General features: G+C 60.1%; 15 protein-coding genes. 11 read left to right on the forward strand and 4 right to left on the reverse strand.

The genetic code is table 11. The features are described 5' to 3' along the window. The first annotated feature begins 304 nt into the window (after positions 1–304). From FX982_RS18330 to FX982_RS18350, 5 genes are all read left to right on the forward strand, one after another. Complete coding sequence (locus FX982_RS18330) at positions 305–1,279, forward strand: LysR family transcriptional regulator (protein WP_172611934.1); 975 nt, start codon at positions 305–307, stop codon at positions 1,277–1,279. 413 nt (positions 1,280–1,692) lie between these two features. Continuing rightward, a complete protein-coding gene (locus FX982_RS18335; protein ID WP_172611935.1) occupies positions 1,693–3,216 on the forward strand; it encodes an amino acid ABC transporter permease/ATP-binding protein in 1,524 nt (507 codons plus the stop codon). A 36-nt stretch (positions 3,217–3,252) separates the two neighbouring features. Further along, positions 3,253–4,125 carry a phytanoyl-CoA dioxygenase family protein gene (locus FX982_RS18340; protein ID WP_172611936.1) on the forward strand — a complete coding sequence of 291 codons (873 nt, stop codon included), beginning with the start codon at positions 3,253–3,255 and terminating at the stop codon, positions 4,123–4,125. A gap of 27 nt (positions 4,126–4,152) precedes the next feature. Continuing rightward, positions 4,153–4,986, forward strand: coding sequence for an ABC transporter substrate-binding protein (locus FX982_RS18345; protein ID WP_172611937.1), 834 nt, complete (start codon positions 4,153–4,155; stop codon positions 4,984–4,986). Positions 4,987–5,045: 59 nt separating this feature from the next. Next, a complete protein-coding gene (locus tag FX982_RS18350; protein WP_172611938.1) occupies positions 5,046–5,792 on the forward strand; it encodes a class II aldolase and adducin N-terminal domain-containing protein in 747 nt (248 codons plus the stop codon). A gap of 82 nt (positions 5,793–5,874) precedes the next feature. Here FX982_RS18350 and FX982_RS18355 read toward each other — a convergent pair whose 3' ends face one another. Together FX982_RS18355 and FX982_RS18360 are read right to left on the reverse strand one after the other, a co-directional pair. After that, a complete protein-coding gene (locus FX982_RS18355) occupies positions 5,875–7,017 on the reverse strand; it encodes an alpha-hydroxy acid oxidase (protein WP_172611939.1) in 1,143 nt (380 codons plus the stop codon). A 322-nt stretch (positions 7,018–7,339) separates the two neighbouring features. Then, entirely contained in the window at positions 7,340–8,254 is a 915-nt protein-coding gene (locus FX982_RS18360) for a LysR family transcriptional regulator (protein WP_065990323.1), read from the reverse strand. A gap of 461 nt (positions 8,255–8,715) precedes the next feature. Here FX982_RS18360 and FX982_RS18365 point away from each other — a divergent pair, with 461 nt between their 5' ends. The 5 genes from FX982_RS18365 (at position 8,716) to pgm (ending at position 18,038) form a co-directional block, all read left to right on the forward strand. Further along, positions 8,716–9,738: a zinc-dependent alcohol dehydrogenase family protein gene (locus tag FX982_RS18365; RefSeq protein WP_172611940.1), complete on the forward strand. Its 1,023-nt coding sequence runs from the start codon at positions 8,716–8,718 to the stop codon at positions 9,736–9,738. A 529-nt stretch (positions 9,739–10,267) separates the two neighbouring features. After that, positions 10,268–11,770 (forward strand): hypothetical protein, encoded by a 1,503-nt coding sequence (locus FX982_RS18370; RefSeq protein ID WP_172611941.1) that lies wholly within the window; start codon positions 10,268–10,270, stop codon positions 11,768–11,770. A 102-nt stretch (positions 11,771–11,872) separates the two neighbouring features. Beyond that, the gene (locus tag FX982_RS18375; protein ID WP_172611942.1) at positions 11,873–13,270 is read left to right on the forward strand and encodes a PLP-dependent aminotransferase family protein; all 1,398 of its coding nucleotides are present in this window, start codon (positions 11,873–11,875) and stop codon (positions 13,268–13,270) included. 673 nt (positions 13,271–13,943) lie between these two features. Next, positions 13,944–16,220 (forward strand): ATP-dependent DNA helicase, encoded by a 2,277-nt coding sequence (locus FX982_RS18380; RefSeq protein ID WP_254074937.1) that lies wholly within the window; start codon positions 13,944–13,946, stop codon positions 16,218–16,220. 174 nt (positions 16,221–16,394) lie between these two features. Beyond that, positions 16,395–18,038 carry a phosphoglucomutase (alpha-D-glucose-1,6-bisphosphate-dependent) gene (gene pgm / locus FX982_RS18385; RefSeq protein WP_172611943.1) on the forward strand — a complete coding sequence of 548 codons (1,644 nt, stop codon included), beginning with the start codon at positions 16,395–16,397 and terminating at the stop codon, positions 18,036–18,038. 858 nt (positions 18,039–18,896) lie between these two features. On the opposite strand, the gene FX982_RS18390 is transcribed toward pgm, so the two are convergent. Continuing rightward, positions 18,897–19,592 (reverse strand): pirin family protein, encoded by a 696-nt coding sequence (locus FX982_RS18390; RefSeq protein WP_172611944.1) that lies wholly within the window; start codon positions 19,590–19,592, stop codon positions 18,897–18,899. A gap of 337 nt (positions 19,593–19,929) precedes the next feature. Here FX982_RS18390 and FX982_RS18395 point away from each other — a divergent pair, with 337 nt between their 5' ends. Then, positions 19,930–22,422, forward strand: coding sequence for a UvrD-helicase domain-containing protein (locus FX982_RS18395; RefSeq protein ID WP_172613099.1), 2,493 nt, complete (start codon positions 19,930–19,932; stop codon positions 22,420–22,422). A gap of 18 nt (positions 22,423–22,440) precedes the next feature. Here the strand turns inward: FX982_RS18395 and FX982_RS18400 are convergent, their stop codons facing one another. Then, positions 22,441–22,704, reverse strand: coding sequence for a DUF1652 domain-containing protein (locus tag FX982_RS18400; RefSeq protein ID WP_197983975.1), 264 nt, complete (start codon positions 22,702–22,704; stop codon positions 22,441–22,443). Positions 22,705–22,939 lie beyond the last annotated feature (235 nt).

Here is a 22,939-nt window from a genome sequence, read left to right on the forward strand (position 1 = left end):
GATCGGTTTCGCCGATGCCGCAGCAACGACAGCACGTCTAGAAGGCACAGCCGCTTTGCGAGCTTCATCCAGCCATGGGGCCAGTGTGATCAAGGGACCGTCTTTGAGAAATTCTGCTTTTTGAACGTATAGCTTAGGAAAAGCCGAACCCCGTTCTCGCGTGTGCCAATGCTGTGGCACCGCGTCGCATGCAGGCGGCTGGGAGCCGGTCCGGCATGAACCGTGCAGCCGTGCCTGTGCAAAGTGATTCATTCAAAGGGTCGGCGCTGTCGTTCGCCCGCTCGTTATAGATGGGGAGGGCGTGATGCTCAGCCGTATTACTCAACGCCAGCTGGAATATTTCGTCGCGTCCGGGGAAGCTGGCAGTATCAGCGCGGCGTCGGAGCGCATTCATGTGTCATCACCGTCTATCTCGGCGGCGATCACTCACGTGGAGGCCGAACTGGGCATTCAGTTGTTTATTCGTCATCACGCGCAAGGCATCTCGCTCACGGCAGTGGGGCGGCAGGTCATGCAGGAGGCCAAACTCATCCTTGAACAGATGAGCAACCTTTATACGATCGCCTCAGAGTCACTGAACACGGTGCGCGGCCCCTTGCGGGTGGGGTGTCTGCATTCGCTCGCGCCGATGATCACGCCGGAGCTGGTGTTCGGTTTCGGGCGCGCGTTTCCCGGCGTGCGGATCACTCAGGTGGAGGGCGATCACGAGCAATTGCTGGAAAAACTGCGCAGCGCCGAGATTGATATCGCGCTGACCTACGACCTGGCGGCCAGCGCTGACATCGATTTCCAGCCGTTGGCCAAATTGCCGCCCTACGTCATGGTTGGGGATTACCACCCATTGGCCCATCTGCCCACGGTGAGTTTGCAGGACCTGGAATCCTTCCCGATGGTGCTGCTGGATATCCCGTGGAGTCGGGAATATTTCCTCAGCCTGTTCCTTCAGGCAGGCACCACGCCGAACATTGTGATGCGTTCCAGCAACCTCGAAACCGTGCGCGCGATGGTCGGCAACGGTATCGGCTACACCATTGCCAATGCCCGCCCTAAGGGCAATATGTCTCAAGACGGCAAGCGCTTGATCCGCATTCGTCTGGCGGGCGGATTGCACCCGTTGCAGTTGGGTTACGCGACGGCTACCAACGCGCAATTGTCCCGTGTGGTATCCGCATTTACCGAGCGCTGCCGCATGTTCGTTTCCGATCAATACATCCCTGGCATGGCCGCGCCCAGCTTCTTTGACCCTCACGCTGTACGCCCGGCACCTACGGCTGACTAAGCGGGTGCACCAGCGTTGGTCACCCCGGCGGGTGCGGTTGCTTCGGATTTACCCGCCCCAGCCGTAAACCAGAAACGAATTTAAGCAAAGACCCCGAGCCTGCAGACTGGAGGTATCAGACGAGCCCAATGATGGCTGGAACCTCAGTGCACCAAAGTGTTGCGACCGCCCGCGAATGGAATGGGTTACGCGTCATTTTGACGCGACTTGCTCGCCCGCCGGTTATGCAGTCACGGACGGGCAACTCAACAGCGGGGCGCTGCATCGGTTCTGCCTACGCACTGCTCCAGTTAATCCTAATTGACCATGAGTGCCTCCCTCCACGAATCTCGTTTCATCGGTGCACACCGTAAGACGCGTTGGAGCAGGGCGCCAGGTTGCACATTCAGATTTTTTTGTAGGGCGCAGCGACGATGACATTCGACTGGAATTACATGTTTGGTTTGCTGTTCGATGCCGAGTTCTGGCGAGCGACGTGGACCGTTATCAAGCTGAGCTTCGCGACCTGGGTATTGAGCATCGGCCTGGGGTTCTTCGTGGCGCTGGCCAAACAATCCAAACGTCCACTGCTGAACGCACCAGCACGTGCCTACATCTGGCTGTTTCGCAGCATACCGCTGCTGGTGCTGCTGATTTTCGTCTACAACATCCCACAGGCCTTTCCTGCCGCGTCCGTGGTGCTGGGCGATCCGTTCTGGGCCGGTCTGCTGGCAATGGTGCTCTGCGAAACAGCCTATGTGGCGGAAATTCATCGCGGCGGTCTGCTGTCAATCCACAAGGGTCAGGCCGAGGCCGCGCGAGCCCTGGGCCTGAAGTTCTTCGGCACCCAATGGCGGGTGGTCATTCCTCAGGCGCTACGGGTTGCATTGCCTTCGCTGGCCAACGAATACATCTCGATCGTCAAGCTTAGCTCCCTCGTATCCGTCATTTCGCTGACCGAGATCCTCATGGTGGGCCAGCGTCTGTACTCGCAGAATTTTCTGGTGATGGAGACGATGGCGGCGGTCGCCTTTTATTACGTGCTGATCGTCACCGTGTTCGATTTCCTGCTCAAGCGGCTGGAGCAGTATCTGGACGTCAATCAGCGCAATGTCTCCCGCGTGCCGGACGCCGAGGTGCTGGCGCTGGCGACACAGCAGCGCACCGTCATTCAGCGTGAAGCGGCCACCGAGCCACAGGTCCCGGCGTTGCAAGCCACCCGTCTGCACAAGGCCTACAACAACGTCGAGGTGCTGGGGGCCGTCAGCCTGAACGTTCAGCCTGGTGAGGTGGTGTCGGTGATCGGGCCGTCTGGTTCGGGCAAGACCACGCTGATCCGTCTGCTCAACGGTCTTGAGCAGATCGACAACGGTGACATCAAGATCAATGGTCAGCCCTTCATTCACCTGAACAAGCAGGGCGCCCAGAAACCTCTGTACGTCGAGCACGCCGAACACCGCCTGAACATCGGCATGGTGTTTCAAAGCTTTAATCTGTTTCCGCACTTGACGGTGCTTGACAACCTGCTGATGGCGCCGCGTTACCACCGCCTCGGCAGTCTGCCGGAGCTCAAGCAACAGGCTTACGCACTGCTGCACAAGGTCGGCATGCTCGATCACACCTGGAAATACCCGCATCAGTTATCCGGCGGTCAGCAGCAACGTGTGGCGATTGCCCGTGCGCTGATGATGCGTCCACAGATCATGTTGTTTGACGAACCGACCTCGGCGCTGGACCCGGAGAAAGTGACCGAGGTGCTGCAAGTCATCGAAGCCCTTGCCCAGGAAGGCATCACCATGGTGATCGTCACGCATGAAATGAATTTCGCCTTCAAGGTCTCCGACCGGATCGTCTTCATGGAGAAAGGCCGCGTGGTGTGCGACGACAAGCCCCACGTGCTGCGCAGCGGCCAAAACCCACGCGTTGAATCGTTCCTCAAAGACGTTTCGCTGGCGTGACCACTTTTATCGTTCGAGTTTCAAGAAGGTAAGCGCATGATCGAGCAATCGCAGGTTGAGCAATTCCGCCGGGACGGTTTTCTGGTGGTGGAAGGGGTCCTGTCGGCAGACGAAGTGGCGGCGTTGCAGCACGACTTCGACCAGTGGGTTGAAGACAGTCGCGCTCATCAGCAGGGCTGGGGCGAAACCATTGACGGTCGTCTGCGGTTTGACCTCGAAGGCGATCACCGCGCAGATCACCCTTCGCTGCGTCGCGTGAGCTCGCCCACCGAGATTTCGCCGGTTTACAAGCGCGTTGCGTTGCAGTCGCGGATGGCGCAGATATCCGCGCAATTGATCGGGGGCGGTGGTACGCGCTTTCATCACAGCAAGATCAATTCCAAGCTGCCGAAAACTGCCACTCAGGTGAAGTGGCACCAGGATTTCCTGTTCACGCCTCACAGCAACGACGACATCGTTACCGCGCTGTTGATGGTCAGCGAAGTGACGCCGCAAAACGGCCCGCTGAACGTTATCCCCGGCAGCCATAAAGGACCGTTGTGGTCGCACTGGCACGATCAGCGCTTCACCGGCGCGGTGGATGACGAGGTCGTCCAGGCCCACTGCCAGTCACCCGTTGCCTGTTTCGGCCCGGCCGGTTCCGTGTGCTTCATGCACACCCGTCTGTTGCACGCTTCAAGCCCTAACGAGACCGAACTGCCGCGCACGCTGTTCATCGGCGTGTATGCCGCTGAAGACGCGCTGCCATTCGGCGACAACCCCCTGCCCAGCGAACACTCCGGCCTGATGGTGGCCGGTGAGGAAAGCGGCCTCGTGCGTTCCACGGCCAATCATATGCGTTTGCCGCAGAAGCCACGCGGCGCCTCTTTCTTTGTACAGCAAGCCGGGCAAGACCAAGCCACTGCCTGACTTCTTTTAACTTTGCGGGGATTCACCATGACAGCGTTTCACAAGGTTGTTCGTCCTATCGCCCTGAGCCTGGTCGGCGCAGCGGTTGCAGTGACTTCGTTGGCGGCTTCGGCCTTTCAACAAGACGGCAAGATCATTGCCGGTTCCGATGTCACGTTTTTCCCGTACGAATATATGGACAACAACCGTCCTGCCGGCTTCGATATCGAGTTTCTCGACGGTCTGGGCAAGGTCATGGGGCGCAAGGTCGAGACTGTCGACACGCGCTTTCCGAACCTGATCACCGGTCTGCAGGGCGGGCGTTTCGACCTCACCAACTCCTCGATGTACATCACCGCTGAACGGGTGAAAGTCATCGACATGATCCCGTATCTGAAAAGCGGTGAATCGATCCTGGCGCTCAAGGGTGCCGAGTACCAGCCCAAGCGTCCGGAAGATTTCTGCGGTCACAAGGTCGGCTCGATGGCCGCGACGGCGTGGTTGAAGCAGATGCACACACTGTCGGACGAATACTGCGTCAAGAATGGCCTGCAGCCCATCGCGATCAGTGAATACGCCACTGACCCACAAACCACTCAGGCGATGCTCGCCCACGCTGTCGACGCGCAGATCACCGATGCGGCTGTGGCCCGTGGTGTGGTTGAAAAACTGGGCACTCGCGTAGTGATTTCCTCCGACACCCTGATTTATCCGGTGCTCAACGGCTGGGGCGTGAAGAAGGGCAACGACGAGGTCAAGAACGCGCTGGTCGAGGCACTGAACAAGTATCGGGTGACCCCTGAATACGCCGCGCTGATGAAAAAGTACAACTTCCAGGCACCGACTGACGAAGACATCGCCACCCTGATGCCCAAGCCCTGATACCAGGTTATAGCGCGCGGCCACCGCTGGTTGTGGTCACGCCCTAAGGAGAAAGATTGATGGCACTAACAGTGGAAGAACAAGCGGTCGAGAAGCAAGCGCGCATCGATCTGGCGGCGACCTTTCGGATCATCGCCCATCTGGGCATGCACGAAGCGGTGGCGAACCACTTCAGCGCTGCGGTCTCGGCTGATGGCAAAAAGTTTTTGATCAATCCGAAGTGGAAACACTTCTCGCGCATTCGCGCCAGTGACCTGCTGCTGCTGGACGCCGACGACCCGGCCAATGCCGGTCACCCGGACGTGGACTCGACCGCCTGGTCGATTCACGGGCAGATTCACCAGCGCTTGCCGCAAGCCCGCGCCGTGCTGCATTTACACCCGGTCTATACCACGGCAGTCGCCTGTCTTGCCGATCCCCACGTTCCGCCGATCGATCAGAACACCGCGCGCTATTTCAATCGCGTGGCGGTCGACAGGATGTACGGTGGCATGGCCGACACAGAAGCCGAAGGCGAGCGTCTGGCTGGATTGCTAGATGGCAAGAGTCGCTTGCTGATGGGTAATCACGGGGTCATGGTCATTGCGCCGAATATCGGCGAGGCGTTCGACGACGTCTGGACCCTGGAGCGCGCGTGCCAGATTCTGGTGACGGCCTGGTCTACGGGCCAACCGTTGCGGGTGCTGGCAGACGATGTGGCGGAAAAAACGGCCAAGGGCTGGGAAGGGATCACCGATTTCTCCCGACGGCATTTCGAGGAAATGAAAGAGATGATGATCGCGGCTGATCCGTCAATGCTCGACTGAATGTGGTTTGACTGAATCGAACGCGGGCCTGGCGCCACACCCCTCGGATGTGGCGCCTTAATTTGACTGCGGTGCGCAATGCTCAGTGATTTAGCAGAATCTTGCGATCGACCTTGCGAATGTCGGTCCTGCCGCAGAACGCCATCGACAGGTCCAGTTCATTCCTGATGATCTCCAGCGCTGTACTCACCCCTCGTTCACCCTGGGCGCCCAGCCCATAGAGCATGGCGCGGCCGATGTAAGTTCCCCGGGCCCCCAGCGCGATGGCCTTGAGCACATCCTGTCCCGAGCGAATGCCGCCATCCAGATGCACCTCAGCGTCATGACCGATCGCCTCGACAATGCCCGGCAGCGCCGAAATCGACGAGCCAGCGCCGTCCAGTTGACGTCCTCCGTGGTTGGAAACGATGACCGCATCGGCGCCGTATTCCACCGCCAGACGCGCATCTTCAGGGTCCTGAATGCCCTTGACGATCAGCTTGCCGCCCCAACGCTGTTTGATCCACGCTACGTCCTGCCAGGACAACTGCGGATCGAACTGATCCCGTGTCCACTCGACCAATGAGCTGATGTTGTCCACTCCCTTGGCGTGGCCGACGATGTTGCCGAACTGCCGATTGCGGGTGCGCAGCATATCCAGACACCAGCGCGGTTTGCTCGCCATGTTGACGATATTGCGCAGGGTCGGTTTGGGGGGAATGGACAGTCCGTTTTTCTTGTCCTTGTGGCGCTGACCGAACACCTGCAGATCCATCGTCACCACCAATGCCGAGCAGTTGGCGTTGCGCGCGCGTTCGATCAAATCTTCCACGAACGTGCGATCTCGCGTGACGTACAGCTGGAACCAGAACGGGTGACGTTCGGTTGCCTGCGCCACCGCTTCAATCGAGCAGATGCTCATGGTCGACAGGGTGAAAGGAATGCCGAAGTTTTTGGCGGCACGGGCGGCCAGAATTTCCCCGTCGGCGTGCTGCATGCCGGTCAGCCCCGTAGGAGCAATCGCTACCGGCATACTCACCGGTATGTCCACCATGGTGGTGGACGTGCTGCGCCGGGTAATGTCGAACGCCACACGCTGGCGAAATTCCAGACGCTGAAAGTCCGCTTCATTGGCCCGGTAGGTGTATTCGGTCCAGGAGCCGCCGTCGACATAGTCATAAAACATGCGCGGCACTCGCTTGCGCGCAAGCCTGCGCAAATCTTCGATGCAAGTCATTTGAGCCATGGACGCCCTTGTCGCATTCGCGTGTTTGAGTGGGTGGAGCTTGAAGCTTCACACCGCGAAAGGGATCATGAAACCAGCATTTGAGCGGGGTAGTGCTTAGGTAAAAGCGATGCCCGGCTGAGCCGCCGGTGCCGCCGGTACATAGGCCTGCACCGCACAGGCTTGATCTCGCCATCGGCCTGTTCTCGATTTTTGGCGGTCTTGGCCCAGTTATGTCCCCAATGAGTCGTGGAATTCATTGGGCTTACCCAGAGGGCAGCGGACTTAAATCATCAATGACTCATTGTCATAAAATGATTTTATGGAATCTGCTGAAATTCCTTTACAGGCTATCCGGATCCCCAAAAAACATCTGAATCCGCGACCGCAACCATCTTTCCCCCGGGTCATTGTCCTGCGACCCGCGCCAGGCCATGTGCAGCTCGAACGTGCGCGATTCAATCGGCAACTCTTCCGAGCGCACACCTCCCGCAGCCGTCAGCACGGCGGCGGCGTAATCCGGCACGGTCGCGACGATGTCGGTCCCGGCAATCAGCGTGGCCAGACCGTTGAACTGCGGCACTGCCAGCACGACGTGGCGTTTGCGGCCGATCTTTTCCAAGTGTTCGTCGATGAAGCCGCCGAGGTCGCCGGCGAAGGACACTAGGGCGTGGGGGCGGGCGCAGAAATCGTCCAGGGTGATCGGCCCCGGCATAGTGTCGGCGCGCAGCAGTTTGGGTTTGCTGCGGCGCAGCACCTTGCGCTTTGCATTGGCCGGGAGGTCGTCGGTGTAGCTGACGCCGATGGAGATTTCACCGGAGGAGAGCAGCGCCGGCATCAGGATGTAGTTGGTGCGGCGCACCACCAGCACGATGCCGGGTGCCTCCGAACGCAGGCGCTTGAGCAGTGACGGCAGCAGGGCGAACTCGACTTCGTCGGACAGGCCAATGCGGAACACCGCGGTGCTGGTGGCCGGGTCGAAGTCGGCGGCGCGGCTGACGGCGGTGGAGATGGAGTCCAGGGCAGGGGACAGCAGGCCAAAAATCTCGATGGCCCGCGCGGTGGGCTCCATGCTGCGGCCGGTGCGCACGAACAGCGGATCGTCGAACAGCCCGCGCAATCGCGACAACGCCGCACTGATCGCCGGCTGACCGAGGAACAGCTTCTCCGCAGCGCGGGTGACGCTGCGTTCGTGCATCAGAGTTTCGAAAACGATGAGCAGATTGAGGTCGACGCGACGCAGGTCGTTGCGATTCATGACGGGGGTCTCGGGGGCATTGGTCGATACATTGGCGGCCCAGACGCGCGCCACGTGTTCAGCTCAGGCAGGGATATTACGGGTAAATACCGGTTGTCTGCATTGTTGAATTTTCCTGCACCGCTGTAAATGTGCTCCGAGGCGCACCCACTGGTGGTAGCTGATGAAACCTTGACCGGTAAAAACACACCAATAGCAACGTACTGGCCCTTTGTAATCCGGTGCGTCGCAGCCTGCGCGGAGCACGGGATGCATCGATCTTCAGGCTTCGGGTTGCAATGTCGCGGTGAGCACCCAACAATGTGCGCCCAGCAGGCCCGGGACGGCCGCGCAAGATTCAGCAGCAGCCTGCGCCATCAGAATCGATGGCAGGCATGTCGACTATTAATAGCCACTGATAGTGTTACCGGCGGCGCCCGGATAGAGTTCATGGCATCAAGGTTCATAAGGCGAGGTTCGAAATGTCCCGCACGATCCGTTTTCATCAGTTCGGTCCGGCCGAGGTGCTCAAAGTAGAAGAGCTGCCGGTCGCGTTGCCTGCACCCGGTGAGGTGCAAGTGCGCGTTCAGGCGATCGGCGTTACCTGGTACGACGTGCTGTGGCGACAAAATCTGGCTTCATCCCAGGCTCGCCTGCCGGCCGGCCTGGGTTCCGAAATGGCGGGCGTCATTACGGCCATCGGCGATGGCGTGACCGATCTGAAAGTGGGCGACAAGGTTGCCAGCTTCCCTTCGGCGGACGTCAACGTGTACCCGGTCTACGGCGAGCTGATTCTGCTGCCCCAGACTTCCGTGACCCGCTATCCAGACGTGCTCACGCCCAACGAGGCGGCCGTTCACTACACACCGATGCTGGTGGCGTACTTTGCGTTCGTTGAACTGGCGCGGGCAAAACCAGGGCAAACGGCACTGGTCACCGATGCAAGCCATTGCGCGGGCCCTGCGTTTCTGCAACTGGGCAAAGCGCTCGGCATCAAGGTGATCGCAGCGACCAAGACCGAAGCCTGCCGCGATTACCTGATGAAAATGGGTGCGGACAAGGTGATCGTTACTGAAGAAGAGGATTTGCTTCTGACGATCAACCGTTACACCGACAACCGCGGCGTGGACATTGTCCTCGACGGTCTGGGTGGTCCGCAGATGTCGATTCTGGGTGATGTGTTGGCACCCCGTGGCAGTCTGATTCTTTATGGCCTGCAGGGTGGTAACCAGACGCCGTTCCCGGCGTGTGCAGCGTTTCAGAAGAACATTCAGTTCTTTGTGCACTGCGTGGGTAACTTCACCGGCAAGCCGGAGCTGGGCATCAAGCAAGACGAAGAGGCGATCAAGCGTGCCTTGCGCGACATCAACCAGATGACGGCGGATGGCATGCTGTTACCGCAGATTACTAAAGTGTTTCCGTTCGATCAGCTGGTCGAAGCCCACCGTTTGATGGACGGTTGCCCGGTAGGTGGTCGTGTAGTGGTTGAGGTTGATCCATCCTGAGCGCAGACCATCGCGCTCATTGAACGCTCGACGCTTTTGACCTGGCGTCGGGATTGAGGTGCCGGAGACCGATTTGAAAGTTATCCGCCCTGTCAGTGACGGGTCACGTTGTACCACTGAAGCCTTCCTGGAAGTTCCGGAGGGCTTTTTTGTTTATGGGATGTTTAATTCAGTGATCGACACGCTAAGTGTACGATGTTGATGAATCCCCTAAGTAATTGAATCAATGCACTGTTCGCTTTTAATAAACGCTGATTTAAACATCCTTGTTTAATTCCTAACTGGATTTGTCGAAAGGAGAACCTTTACGTGTCGGCGATGGCTGGCTTGTAATTGTGCTTCAAGCGTCGATAATAGTTTCAATAATGAGAGACTCAAGGAACGAGAAGATGCTTGTTGATCTGCCGCCGTCTGCGTCGCCTAGTAATCAATCCGGCACGTCCGTTATTGTTGGGCTTGCCGCGTGTCTAGCTAATAAGCCTTTTGCTGAGAACAGTGTCGTCAGGCTGATCGGTCAGGTATTGAAGTCATGAGTTCAATGCATGAACAAGCGATGAACTTTGTCTATCAGCAAGTGCTGCAGCGGCTTTCGGGTTATTTGAATCGAAACGAACGAACAGCGTTGCAGTTGTTGATCCAGCGCTTGATCGTCGCAGCGGGCGGGATTGAAAGGATCGGCGGCTACAAAGTGCTGGTCCCGTTCAGCGGCGGTAAGGACAGCGCCTATACGGTGGCGATGTTGCGTGCCGCTCAACTGAGTATCGCTGCACGGGGGCCGGCAACGTTCAGACTACGGGTCGCGAATATGCGCCATGCGGGTATTACGTCGGCGGTGATGGGCAACATTGATCGCTGCTATTCGGCGCTGTTTCTGCACGACGACCCGAGGGTCGAACTGCTGGTGATCGATCATCAGTACGTACAGATTTTCGAGCCCGACTTACCGTTTTCGACGGCGGGTCGTGAGCAGAATCGCTCCGACGTGCTGCTGGGCGGGCATCTGACAGCTGGCGATGCGCGGACCACTTTCTGCAACAGCTGTTATCTGGGCATGGCGGATTTTCTGGTCCGTGCCGCCTGCTGGGGGGACGGCGTCAATGCCGTGATCAGTGGCGACTCGCTCAAGGAGCAGAAGCAGTACGCGACCTGGATCATGCGTCTGGCGCGGCACGGGGGGCAGAAAATCGAGCGCTGGCACACCCTGGGTTTCAGTGGGGCATTGAGCGTCATCGACAGCCTCGGGCGCGCCTATTACGAAGAGCTGTACGGCGAATCCGCAGAACCGTCGGGCTACAGCCGGCCACCGGTGTACCCGAACCGAACCATCGCCCCGACCTTGCTGACTGCTGCGGACCTCATCGGCTACCGCGCGGAGGAACACTGGGGGCTGCTGACTGACTTTCTGGGCTTCCGGTTTGATGACCTGGCGTTCAGCTTCAGCGAGTCAGACTGCGCCAATCCCTTACTGATGGCCCACCTGCGCGGGCTTAAAGCCGAATTCATCGAAGGTCGGACATACGCCGACGGCATCGCAGAGTACCTGGAACTGGCAGCCGCCATGATGCGCCGCAAACGCATGCCTGTACGCCTGATCAAGCAGGCGCTGGCAGCCTACGACAGCCCGGAGAAAATCGCCGATCGCCGTCAGCTTGCCGAGGGTTATGGCCAGGAGGCATTTGGCCTGAGCGAAACGCAGTGGGTTTGCCTGCTGTTCTCGCCGTTTGTCGACGCCGGCGCGCGGCTCGAGGATTTCCTGCGTCGCTACCACCCCGGCATGCTGGTCGGGCTGAACGATCTGCACAAGACGCTTGCCGGGCAGTTGGCCCCGGACCTGGTGCCGCACTGGCTGGTGGAGGTCAGCGGTCTGAGCCTGAAGGGGCTGCAATCGCTTTACGCCAAGCGCCACGTGGACTTCAACGACGAGCGCTCGATCATCGCCCGGGTTCGCGCAAGCGACCCCGACAAACGCCGGGTGACGACGATCGATCCGCACACCGGTGCCCTGACGACGGAACTGATTTCGGGGCGTTGAACGCCGTGAGGTGAACTGACGCGCAGTGATGCGCTGAGCCTCGGGCGGTCCACGCGGCGCTTTCTCAATGACCCTGCGCCTGGCGCACGGATGGGGTATTCGATGAATAACAACAAGACTGATTTTGCCTACCAGATGGTGTATCGCTACCTGCTCAGGTTGACCAACGAACTGTCTGCCGGGCCCGCCGCGCGCATGCCCTCGTTGCGGCTCCTGGCACGGCGGCTGCGGGTGTCGATTTCCACGGTGCAGAACGCCTATAGCCTTCTTGAGAAGGAAGGGCGAATCTGCTCCGTGCCCAAGTCCGGCTATTTCGCGCTGCCCAACCCTTGCAACGACATGCCCCTGGAAGGTGATGACGTGTTCACGCGTTTTCATGCCAGTGCCCGGCGTCCGGACATGTTTGTCTTCGGCGCCGATGAGCCCACCCTGCTGGTGTCCCTTCACGGCGCGCTGCTCAGCGTTGAACGCGACCTCATGCGTCACTATCCCTGCCAGCCCGATCCGCGCTTTGAACCCTTCGGCGATATCGAGCTGCGCACGGCGCTGGCCGGCCACTACACCTCATCGACCGAGCATTGCTGGCACCCGGACAATGTGTTCATCGGGCCGGACAAGACCGGCGTCTTGAAGACCGTCATCGAAGCGCTGCAGCTACGCGACTGTGCCGTGCTGGTGGAGTCGCCGTGTGGCTGGAGCATTCTGCGTACGCTGCAGACCTACGGAATCCGGGTGATTGAGGTCTGCACGGATGCGCAGGGCGGTATCAACCTTGATGAGCTGGGTGCGTTGATCCAGCGCGAGGATGTGAAACTGGCGATTGTGTCGTCGCGGATGGACCCCGTTCGCGGGCAGAGGATGCCTTCCGCCCAGCGTGCGCGGATGGCGGAGGTGCTGAACCTGCAGGGGGTGTGGGTGCTGGAGAACGATACCCATGGCGCTTTGTGTTTCGAGGATGACAGTTCGCCGTTCCGGGATTTGATTGATCCGGAGCGGCTGTTGGTGGTGGGTGCTTTTGACAAGATGATCGGGCTGGAGGCGCCATTCGGGTATCTGCTGAGTCGGCATTCACGGGCGCTGTTGCATCAGCAGTGGGTGTTGCGGTCGTTTCGCCTGCCGCCCGTCCGGCAGAAGGCGATAGCGCGGTTGTACGCTTCGGGGCAGTTCGATCGGCACTTGCGGGAGTTGCGTGGTTGTCTTGAGCAGCGGGTCGGTGAGTTGGCGAGCGGGGTGGAGCAGTATCTGGGGGATGAGGTGCAGTTTGAGCTGCCCCGAGGCGGGGCGTCGATCTGGCTGGAGAGTGTGCATCGGGTGGATACGGCGCGGGTGTTCAATCGGTTGCTGGAGCAGAGAATCGTGGTGGCGCCGGGGGAGTTGTTCAGTGTGCGGGGGTTGCATCAGCAGTGTTTGCGGATCAGCGGGTCGGTGGATTGGGGGCAGAATATTGAGTCGATGCTGGTGATTGTTCGGAATGCTTTGGTGCAGGAGCGGTTGGGGTAGGGTTCTTTCAGATCAAGATCAAGATCAAGATCAAGATCAAGGGCGTCTGCCTGGGGGCAGACTGTTTCGCCTTCGGCGACTTACTTTTGAAAAGCACCAAAAGTAAGCAAAAGTGCCTGCTCTCGGTTTGGCCCGACTTCGTCGGGTTCCCTCACTCCGACGACGCTCCGTGGGCCCGCGCCGAACGGACATCCATGTCCTGACGGCGCTCTCGCCGCATCCATGCGGCTCGGCCCACTGCGCGTCGTCTGCGTTCCGCCTGCACCAAAGTCGCGTTTGGTGGTGTCTGGGCTTTTTGAGTATGAAGATCAACAGCAGATCACAAGCAGATCAACAGCTTCCCGGCTGAAGCCGGTCCTACAGTCGGCGCCAATCCCCCATGCGATTTCTTGTAGGACCGGCTTTAGCCGGGAAGGGGCCAGTAAATACCCCCTCAGTTCTGACCGTTAAAACCAGTTCGGGTCTGCACTCATTGATCGTTCCCTCGCTCTGTGTGGGAGTGCATCCCCGGGCGCTCTGCGCCGAAATCCGGCCGCCAATCCATTTCCGTTTGCCTCGACCGCATTGAGCTGCTATCTGTACGTCCGTCCAGTGTTCCGATTGACGGCCAGCCTTTTCAGTGACTTCCATTTCCGCTATCTACCCCGATAACCGCGCAGTTTCTGTCGAGCCTGTGGAGATTGCGGCTGTCGATCCCGAAACGGGTTATCGGGTCGCGGTGCGGGAGTTGTGTGAGTTCACGGCGAAGGCGGGGGATCTGGATTTGCGGTTTACCCCGTCGCCCACGGCGCAGGAGGGGATTGCCGGGCATCGGACGGTGACGGCGCGGCGGGGGCCGCAGTATCAGGCTGAGGTGGCGTTGAGCGGGGTGTTTCATGAGCTGAGGATTCGGGGCAGGGCGGATGGCTACGATGCGGCGCTGAACCAGCTCGAGGAGATCAAGACCTATCGCGGCGATCTGAGCAGTCTGCCCGCCAACCATCGGCAGCTGCACTGGGCCCAGGCGAAGGTGTACGGCTGGTTGCTCTGCCAGCAAATGCAGCTGGCCGAGGTCAATCTGGCGCTGGTGTATTTCAACATCATCAGTGAGCAGGAAACCCTCATTCAGCAGCGTTTCACGGCCGCCGAGTTACAGGGGTTTTTCGAAATTCAGGCGGGAATTTTCCTGCAGTGGGCGCGGCAGGAACTTGCCCATCGCGACGCCCGAGACCTTGGGCTTAGCGCTCTGAAGTTCCCCCACGACGGTTTTCGTACCGGGCAGCGAGTGTTGGCCGAGTCGGTGTACAAGGCGGTCAGCACCGGACGCTGTTTGATGGCCCAGGCGCCCACCGGCATTGGCAAGACCATCGGCACGGTGTTCCCGATGCTCAAGGCCGCGCCGACGCGCAAGCTGGACAAGGTGTTTTTCCTGACCGCCAAGACCCCGGGGCGCAAGCTGGCGCTGGATGCGCTGAGTGTGATTGGGCGAAGTGCTCCGGAGCTGAGCCTTCGGGTGCTGGAGATGGTGGCGCGGGACAAGGCCTGCGAGTACCCGGACAAGGCGTGCAACGGCGATTCATGCCCGCTCGCCAAAGGTTTTTACGACCGGCTGCCGGCGGCGCGCAGTGAGGCAATGATCAAGCCGTGGCTCGATCAGGCAGGCGTGCGTGAGGTTGCGCTGGGCCATCAGGTATGTCCGTACTATTTGAGCCAGGAGCTGGCGCGCTGGTCGGACGTGGTGATCGCCGACTACAACTACTATTTCGACCTCAGCGGCATGCTGTTCGGGCTCAGTCAGTTCAATCAGTGGCGCGTTGCGGTGCTGGTGGACGAGGCCCACAACATGGTCGAGCGGACGCGGTCGATGTACAGCGCAACCCTCGATCAGTACAGCATGAATCAGGTGCGGCAGAGCGCGCCGGCGCCGGTGAAAAAAGCCTTGCAGCGGCTCAACCGCGACTGGAATGCCCTGCACAAGGAGCAAGTCGCGCCCTATCAGGCCTATGCCGCCACGCCGGCCAAATTTCTCAACAGCCTCAATCTGTGCATTACGGCGTTCGGCGACTATTTCAACGAGCACCCCCATGCGGCCAACGGTGAGCTGCAGAGTTTTTATTTCGAGGCGATCCAGTTCGGTCGCATCGCGGAGTTGTTCGACGAGCACTTTCTGTTCGACATCAGCAAGCGTGAGCTGGGCAGCAAGTCGCTGTCCCGCCTGTGCCTGCGCAACGTCGTCCCGGCGGGTTTTGTGCGTCCGCGCCTGACCGCGGCGATCAGCGCGGTACTGTTTTCCGCGACCCTCAATCCACGGCATTTCTACCGTGACCTGCTGGGCCTGCCCGACACCACAGCGTGGGTCGACGTCGAGTCGCCCTTCCAACGCTCGCAGCTGGACGTGGAAATCGTTAGCCGCATTTCCACCCGCTACACCCATCGGCAGGCCTCGCTGGCGCCCATCGTCGAGCTGATGGCGCGGCAGTTCGAGGCGCGGCCGGGTAATTATCTGGCTTTTTTCAGCAGCTTCGATTACCTCCAGCAAGTGGCAGATTTAATGGAGCGCAGCCACCCGGCCGTGCCTGTCTGGAAGCAATCCCGGGGCATGGCCGAGGCGGAACGGCAGGCCTTTCTCGAGCGGTTTACGCCGGGCAGTCAGGGCATCGGTTTTGCGGTGCTGGGCGGAGCATTCGGCGAGGGCATTGACCTGCCGGGAGCGCGGTTGATCGGCGCGTTCATTGCCACCTTGGGGCTGGCGCAGATCAACCCGGTCAACGAGCAACTCAAGCAGCGCATGAGCCTGTTGTTCGGCGCCGGTTACGACTACACCTATCTCTACCCCGGCATGCAGAAAGTGGTACAGGCCGCCGGCCGAGTGATTCGCGGCCTGGACGATCGCGGTGTCGTAGTGCTGATCGACGATCGCTTTGCTGAGCGCAAGATCCAACAGCTACTGCCGGCATGGTGGCAGCTATGATGTACGTCAGCTAAATGTCTCAAGGCGTTACGGATCGATAGCCGAGCGCCACGGTCCAACTGCCAGTAAACTGCCGCGGCACTGTCATTTCAGGCGGCGTTTCAAGTTGTTTCCCGCCTCGTCGGGACCTTTTCTTTTTGTCATTTCCCTGTTTTTCATCCACGGAGGTTTCGCATGAGTATCAGTCCATTCGCGGGCAAACTGGCGCCTGCAGAATTGCTGGTCGATCTTCCTCGTCTGGTGACGGCCTATTACACCGGCCAGCCCGACGCGTCGGTGGCGACCCAGCGGGTTGCCTTCGGTACCTCCGGGCACCGCGGCAGCTCTTTCGAATTGAGCTTCAACGAGTGGCACGTGCTGGCCATCAGTCAGGCGATCTGCCTGTACCGCCAGGCCAACGGCATCGATGGCCCGCTGTTCCTCGGCGCCGACACCCACGCGCTGTCGACCCCGGCGGCCGCTTCAGCGCTGGAAGTGCTGGCAGCCAACGGCGTCAACGTGATGATTTCCGAGGGTGACGAATACACCCCGACGCCGGCGATCTCCCACGCCATCATCTGCTACAACCGCGGGCGCACCTCGGGCCTGGCCGACGGCATCGTCATCACGCCGTCCCACAACCCGCCGGAAAGCGGCGGCTTCAAGTACAACCCTACCAACGGCGGCCCGGCTGACTCGCACATCACCAAGTGGATCGAGAACAAAGCCAACGAATTGCTGGCCGAGCGCATCGTCAACGTCCAGCGCATTACCCACGAAAAAGCCCTGCGCGCCGACACCACCCATCGCCACGATTACATCAATACTTACGTCGCGGACTTGAAAAACGTCATCGACATGGACGCCATCCGTGGTGCCAGTCTGCATCTGGGCGTTGACCCGTTGGGCGGGGCAGGCGTGCGGTACTGGTCGGCCATCGGTGAGCACTACGGCCTTAATCTGGAAGTGGTGAACAAGTTCGTCGATCCGACCTTCCGCTTCATGAGCGTGGACTGGGACGGCAAGATCCGCATGGACCCGTCGTCCAATTTCGCGATGCAGAGCCTGATCGGTTTGAAGGACCGCTTCCAGGTGGCCTTCGCCTGCGACCCCGACCACGACCGCCATGGCATCGTAACGCCGACCGGTGGCTTGCTGGCGCCGAACAATTACCTGGCGGTCTCCATCGATTACCTGTTCCAGAACCGTCCGGATTGGCGCGCCGATGCGGCCGTCGGCAAGACCGTGGTGAGCAGCGGGATGATCGACCGCGTGACCCAGCGTCTGGGCCGCCGCCTGTACGAAGTGCCGGTAGGCTTCAAGTTCTTCGCCGAAGGCTTGTACGAGGGTTCGCTGGGCTTTGGTGGTGAGGAGAGTGCCGGTGCGTCGTTCCTGCGTCGCGACGGGACCGTCTGGACCACGGACAAGGATGGTTTGATTCCGGCATTACTGGCAGCGGAAATCCGCGCACGCAAAGGTCGCGACCCGAGCGAGATGTACAAGGCGTTGACCGATGAGTTGGGCGAGCCGGTGTCGACCCGCGTCGAGGCAAAGGCTAACTTCGAGCAGAAGGCGCTGTTGAGCAAGCTGTCTCCGGAGCAGGTGACGTCGACGGAGCTGGCGGGGGAGAAGATCGAGAGCATCCTGAGCAAGGCGCCGGGCAATGATCAGGCGATTGGTGGTTTGAAGGTCATCACCGAGAACGGCTGGTTCGCGGCGCGGCCGTCGGGCACTGAGGATATTTACAAGATCTATGCCGAGAGCTTCAAGGGCGAGGATCACCTCAAGCGTTTGGTGGCTGAGGCACAAGTGCTCGTGGATGGCGCGATAGCGCCTTGAAGGTACGAAGATCAAGAGCGTCTGCCTAAGGGCAGACATTTCGCCTTCGGCGAGTTACTTGGAAAAGTCGAAAGTCGCACCATCCCCAAGTAACCAAGGGTGCTTGCTCCTGGTTGGGTTACTCCTTCGTCGGAATACCCTCACTCCGACGACGCTTCGTGGGCCCGCGCCGAACGGACATCCATGTCCTGACGGCGCTCTCGCCGCATCCATGCGGCTCGGCCCACTGCGCGTCGTCTGCGTTCGGCCTGCACCAAAGTCGCGATTTGCGGTGTCTGGACTACCGCGTAGAAGATCAAAAGCAAATCAAAGCAAAGCAAAAGCAAAAGCTTCCCGGCTAAAGCCTGTCCTACAGTCCGCGCCAATCCCACTGACAAAACGCGGCGCTTTTGTGGGACCGGCTTTAGCCGGGAAGGGGCCGGTTCATTCACCATCAATTTGCGGCGTGCCCACTAACGCTTTCCCGGCTAAAGCCGGTCCCACTGAAAGCACGCGGTGTCTTGTAGGACTGGCTTCAGCCGGGAAGCCCTTGATCTGTCTTTGATCTGCTGTTGATCTTTGTACACAGAGGGTCCAGTCACCGCCAGACGCGACTTTGGTGCAGGCTGAACGGAGGTTTCGCGCAGTGGGTCGAGCCGCATGGATGCGGCGAGAGCGCCGTCAGGACAGGGATGTCCGTTCGGCGCGGGCCCACGGAGCGGGACCGGAGTGAAGGAACCCCGAGGAACGAGGGGCCAAACCAGGAGCAGGCACTTTTGCTTACTTTTGGTGCTTTTCAAAAGTAAGTCGCCGCAGGCGAAACGTCTGCCCCCCAGGCAGACGCTCTTGATCTTGCTCTTGATCTTGATTTACGGCTTTTTAAGCCACATCCACCAGGACGATCTCGCTGTCTTCGATGGCCGTCACCCGCAACACACGCTCATCCTCAACCGCCACACCATCCCGTGCCTCGGCACGGAGACCGTTGATCTCGATGACACCAGTGGCAGGCACCAGATACGCACGGCGGCCAGCGTCCAGCACATATTCAGCCGTTTCACCGGCCTTCAGATTCGCCGCCACCAACCGGGCGTTGGCCCGAATCCGCAGCTCGATATCATCGTCCGCCTTGCCGCTCGCCAGCGTCACGAAGCCTTCGCGGTCGCCTTTCGGAAACGGCTTGGCACCCCAGGACGGCGGAGCACCGACCTCGTCCGGCATGATCCAGATCTGGAAAATCCGCGTCTCCTTCGACTCCAGATTGTATTCACTGTGCGCCACACCCGTGCCGGCACTCATGACCTGCACATCGCCCGCTTCGGTACGGCCACGGTTACCCAGACTGTCCTCGTGAGTGATGGCGCCCTCACGCACATAGGTAATGATCTCCATGTCCCGGTGAGGGTGACGCGGGAAGCCCGTGCCGGCCTCGATCACGTCATCGTTCCAGACCCGCAGCTGGCCCCAGTTCATCCGGCTCTCATCGTAGTAACTGGCGAACGAGAAATGGTGATGGGCATTCAGCCAGCCGTGGTCTGCGCCGCCAAGGGATTTGAAAGGTCGAAGTTGCAGCATGATCAGTTCCTCCGTAGCAGGGCCGGGCCTGTGGCAGGGCGCCGCTGGTGATGACTTGTCAGTCGATGGAGCAATGATCTATCAACTAATCATCGATAAAAAGCGTAAGTTCTGCATGAATGCAATCGGTTAATTCGATACTTAACCATTTTTCCAGGCTACCAACCCTCTGCCCTTGATCGGCTAACTCCCTGACAGGAAAGCATTTCACTGGAGCTGAGTGACGAATGGGGCGACCATAGGCGCCCTGTCGATAACGCCGAAACCCGGAGCCCGCGTGCCGCACGATTTTTCCGCCGAGCTACCCCCCAAATCCTCCAGCCAGCCTTCCCACCAGATGCCGCCTGACCTGAACATCCCCGAACGTCTGCCGTTCTTCAAACGGCTAATGGCTCGCATGTTCGGCGGCGGCTTGTCGCGCATGCAGGCGCAGCACGTGCCGTCGTGGCAGCAGGGCCATGCCGATGGTTACCTCAATGGCCACGCCGAAGGCGTGAACGAGGGTTACAACGAGGGCCGCTTCGATGGCATCGAAGAAGGTCGGCAAGTGCTGGTGATCCGCGACACGCGGCCACTGGAGCACCGCGGCCCGAGGGTTGACGATCACCTGTTCGACGACTGGCGCCTGCCCCTCACCAACGAGCTGAAAAAGCGCATAAAGGCGGACGTCGCCGAGAAACTGCCTGCCCACGCGCAACCGACCGCCGCGCAATGGAAGATGATTTTCAGCGACACACCCTCGACCTACGTGATCGCCGGCGCCGGGGCGGGCAAGTCGACGTCGCTGGTTCTGCGCGTGCTGTTGCTGAACCACTACCTGGGCTTCGAGCTGGACTCGATGACCGTGGTGACCTTCACCCGCGAGTCGCGCAAGGACTTCATCAACAAGCTGGTCGAGATCATGGCGCTGTGGGGCCATGAGCTGACCCTGCGTCAGGCCCGCGAGGTGGTGCGCACGTTCCATTCGCGCATCCTGCCGCTGGTGCGCAGCCTGCCGGGTTTCGAGCAATTGCAGGCGTTCGAGAACCTCAGCAGCCAGTCGGGCCAGCTATTCGACGACAGCGCCGACAGCAACCCTTTCGACCTGCGCATCAATGACGCCCAGCGCCACCAGTTGAACCTCTGCTACCGCGATTTATACGCCGCCAACCCGCGTTTTCGCGAGGTCATGGCGCCCTTGTACCGCCAGTCCCTGCAACTGAAGGAGCTGGACCGCGATCACCCGGACGTGCAAAAACGCATCACCGTGATGGGCCTGTCGTCGAAGCGCGACGAGGAGCTGTGCGACGTCATCGAAGACCTGTGGATTCGCGCTGGCGCGTGGCCGATTCAGGGCGTCGAGCCGATGCGCCAGACCGTCGAAGTCAGCGGCCTGACCTTTCACGTCCACGGCTATGCCGCCGAGCTGGATGCGTGGATCGTCCTGGGCTTCGACCCCGGCGAAGACCAGCACCTGCGCCGCCCGGATGCCAAGCTGCCGGTGTGGGCGGAGTGGGTGATCAAGCGCACGCTGTTCCAGGCGTTCTGCCGCAAGCCGGTGATCTGGCTGGAAAACTACCAGGCCTCGCGGGGCATGATGCAGTCGTTGTCCGGCGCGGCCGTGGCGGGGCCGGGCTTCGATTACAAGGTCAAAGGCGAGCTGAGCGCGGCGCCACTGCTGGATTGTTTCGTGGCAGCCGCCAGTTTCATCGAAAACCTCGGGCTGGATGTGCCGAGCGCCGTGGCGCAGATGAGCTTTTCCGAGCAGGACCCTGACCGGTTTTTCTTCGAGGCGCTGAGCCTGTTCTGGAAAGCGTTCGAGAACCACCTGCTGGATCAATCGCCGCCGGTGATGACCTACAACCGGATGTTCTCGCTGTTTGGCGAAAACTCGCCGGAAAACCTCAAGCTGGTCAGCGATGCCGGCCTGCGCCCGCTGTCGCATTTGATGATCGACGAGTTTCAGGACGTCTCGCCGCAGATCGTCTCGTGGATCCGCGCCAGTCTGCGGGAGATCCGCAGTCGTGGCCCGGCGCTGCATCTGGGCCGCGGTGCCCAGCGTTCATCGCTGCTCTGCGTCGGCGATGACTGGCAATCGATCTACGGCTGGCGCGGCAGTTCGCCAAAATTCTTCATGGAGTTCCCCAAGGAGTTTTCCTCGCCCGCGACCACCAAGGTCATGCTCAGCGACAACTTCCGCAGCCACCAGCACATCATCGACGCCGCCGAACACATCGTCCGTGCCGCGCCGGCAATCAGCGGCAAGAAGGCCCGCGCCAGCGGCCCGGTGCAGGAGCTGCTGCCGGTGACCGTGCTCGATCGTAACGACGACCGGCTGCTGGCCAGCCTGACCGAGCACTACCACGCCGGCGACTCGGTGCTGCTGCTGTACCGCAAAGGCAGTGAACGCAGCCGCTTGCCGGAAGCCCTGCAGGCCCTCGCCGATGCCGACTACACGCTGCCGCCCCAGGACCGCCGCCTCAAGCAACTGACCTATCACAGCGCCAAGGGCCTACAGGCTGACGCGGTGTTTCTGCTCGGGGATTGCCAGCATCTGACGCAGTCGCCGTACAAGAATCAGGTCTATCAGCTGACGGGGCTGGGCCGAGAAGGAGATCTGGAAGCGTTCGACAACGCGCAGAAAGATGAGGTCTTGCGCCTGGCGTACGTGGCCATTACGCGCGCCGTTCGCCACTGCTACTGGTTCATTGAGTCCGCTGGCAATGACGATGGGAACATCCCACGTGCGTCGGCGCGGGTGGCGGGGGACAAGGCGTTTTTCGATGATCGCCGAGGGGCCTCTTCCCCTGGCACTTCATCCGGCGAATCTCTCAGCACTTCAGTTGAATAAGCTAAAACCCACAGGCGCTCAGGCCCGATTGAGGTACAGCGAGCGCCTCGGAATGAAAGTTTCGACCTCGAGCTCAATGGCTTCGATGATGCGTTCGACGTCTGTGGCATTCATCACCGTGGCGCAGGGGATGGCGGCGATAGCGATCACTGTCTCGCCGCTGGCCCTGTCGAACAGGCGGGCCACCATGCTGCCGGGCGCATCCATGTTGGCTTCGAAGCCCACCGGATGAAAATGCCAGCGCATCAGCTGGCAGGCGTTCGGGAATGTCACTTTATTCATGGACCCACCTCGTTCAATCGAGCACTTCACAAGCTCCGCAGGGTAGGAAAACGGCAGGTCTGTTCAGGCTTCGGCGATCGACACGTCGCGTGATGAAGCCTGACCCGCAGACCACGAGTCAGGTAAAGGTAGCACCGAGTTCTGACAGTGTCGGGAAATAAATCCTACACAATTGAGAATTTCATGTTTCGTTGATCTTTATCATGAATCGCTTATATCCAAGTGCATGCCGGAA

Origin of the sequence: Pseudomonas graminis, assembly GCF_013201545.1 — a bacterium.
Taxonomy (GTDB): Bacteria; Pseudomonadota; Gammaproteobacteria; order Pseudomonadales; family Pseudomonadaceae; genus Aquipseudomonas.

Coding starts and splice junctions, on each gene's coding strand:
- FX982_RS18340 (WP_172611936.1), top strand. CDS start 3,253: ATGATCGAGCAATCGCAGGTTGAGCAATTCCGCCGGGACGGTTTTCTG.
- FX982_RS18390 (WP_172611944.1), bottom strand. CDS start 19,592: ATGCTGCAACTTCGACCTTTCAAATCCCTTGGCGGCGCAGACCACGGC.
- FX982_RS18375 (WP_172611942.1), top strand. CDS start 11,873: ATGAATAACAACAAGACTGATTTTGCCTACCAGATGGTGTATCGCTAC.
- FX982_RS18400 (WP_197983975.1), bottom strand. CDS start 22,704: ATGAATAAAGTGACATTCCCGAACGCCTGCCAGCTGATGCGCTGGCAT.
- FX982_RS18335 (WP_172611935.1), top strand. CDS start 1,693: ATGACATTCGACTGGAATTACATGTTTGGTTTGCTGTTCGATGCCGAG.
- FX982_RS18395 (WP_172613099.1), top strand. CDS start 19,930: ATGCCGCCTGACCTGAACATCCCCGAACGTCTGCCGTTCTTCAAACGG.
- FX982_RS18350 (WP_172611938.1), top strand. CDS start 5,046: ATGGCACTAACAGTGGAAGAACAAGCGGTCGAGAAGCAAGCGCGCATC.
- pgm (WP_172611943.1), top strand. CDS start 16,395: ATGAGTATCAGTCCATTCGCGGGCAAACTGGCGCCTGCAGAATTGCTG.
- FX982_RS18365 (WP_172611940.1), top strand. CDS start 8,716: ATGTCCCGCACGATCCGTTTTCATCAGTTCGGTCCGGCCGAGGTGCTC.
- FX982_RS18370 (WP_172611941.1), top strand. CDS start 10,268: ATGAGTTCAATGCATGAACAAGCGATGAACTTTGTCTATCAGCAAGTG.
- FX982_RS18345 (WP_172611937.1), top strand. CDS start 4,153: ATGACAGCGTTTCACAAGGTTGTTCGTCCTATCGCCCTGAGCCTGGTC.
- FX982_RS18330 (WP_172611934.1), top strand. CDS start 305: ATGCTCAGCCGTATTACTCAACGCCAGCTGGAATATTTCGTCGCGTCC.
- FX982_RS18360 (WP_065990323.1), bottom strand. CDS start 8,254: ATGAATCGCAACGACCTGCGTCGCGTCGACCTCAATCTGCTCATCGTT.
- FX982_RS18355 (WP_172611939.1), bottom strand. CDS start 7,017: ATGGCTCAAATGACTTGCATCGAAGATTTGCGCAGGCTTGCGCGCAAG.